Source organism: Campylobacter sp. TTU_617, from assembly GCF_016599045.1.
Classification (GTDB): Bacteria; Campylobacterota; Campylobacteria; order Campylobacterales; family Campylobacteraceae; genus Campylobacter_D.
Genome location: NZ_JAENKV010000037.1, coordinates 1 through 1,099, shown reverse-complemented (window position 1 = coordinate 1,099; position 1,099 = coordinate 1). Strand labels below are relative to the sequence as shown.

Genomic DNA, 1,099 nt, shown 5'->3' with positions numbered 1-1,099 from the left:
CATTTTTATACATTAAAAACCTTTTATAAAATATAAAGAAAATATTTTATTCTAAGATTTTTATAAAACTTTTTAATGTATTAAAATCGATCTTTAAATTTAAAATATTAAAAATAATTCCTGTTCCAAAAGAGCCTAAGCACAAATTCTTAATCCCCCCCCCCCTCTCTCTCTAGTTGTTTTTGTAGGCAAATAAGATCTAAAACAAGTTTATTGATCAGAGTATTTCCATATTCTTTTAAACTATCATCAAAATTATTTTTAAGCTTTAGAGTATAAAAGAGCTTATCGCGAACAAAGCTATTGGCATTTTGAAATAAAAAATAATCTATTTCTTGTTTTTTTTGTTTAAAATGACTAAAAAAATCTTCAAAAAATATTGGAAATTTTTCCATAATAAATGAAAAAAATAAATTACCATCTGTCTTCATAAAATCATTGCCATTTTCATTAAAAGCTTTTAGTGGTAAAGTTTCTTCTAAGGCAAATTCTGAAAAAATATTTTGAGAATAAAACGCTTTTTGCTTAGTATTTGTTTTTTCTATTAAAATAGCACTAGCACTATCAGAAGTATTTAAAAAAGTAATTTTATCTTTTGGATTAATTTTTTTGCTTTTTACACTTGCACAAAGCAAAACAACTTTTTTTATATTTAAATGATCAAGCAATAAAAAAGCCCTCAAAAGACCTTGTAAAAATCCCCAGCAAAATACGCTAATATCAAAACACAAAGTATGATTGGCTAATTTTAAATTTTTATGCACCAAACTAGAACAGGCTGGAGCTAGAAAATCTGGAGTAAAACTTGCAAAAATCAATACATCAATTTCATCTTTTTTAATTAAATTTTGATTTAATAATTCTTCTAAAGCCTTGCTTGCTAAATCACTTGCATAGGTATTTTCATCACTTATAAAATGATTAAATATACCACTATTTTGCTGTAAAATTTTAAATTTATTTTCACTTAAATTAACAAAATTAAGCTCTTCTTCATAAGTGCGAGGATTTTTAGGTAAAACCACGCTTATAGCTTTTATGGAATGATTATTAATTGCTAATTTCATTTATAACCTTTAAATTTATTTTCTAATATCGA

1 protein-coding gene is annotated in these 1,099 nt (G+C 24.2%); it reads right to left on the bottom strand.

The features are described 5' to 3' along the window. Positions 1-149: 149 nt before the first annotated feature. The gene (locus GQV94_RS07590; RefSeq protein ID WP_200170440.1) at positions 150-1,067 is read right to left on the bottom strand and encodes a 3-oxoacyl-ACP synthase; all 918 of its coding nucleotides are present in this window, start codon (positions 1,065-1,067) and stop codon (positions 150-152) included. Positions 1,068-1,099: the final 32 nt, after the last annotated feature.

Coding starts and splice junctions, on each gene's coding strand:
- GQV94_RS07590 (WP_200170440.1), bottom strand. CDS start 1,067: ATGAAATTAGCAATTAATAATCATTCCATAAAAGCTATAAGCGTGGTT.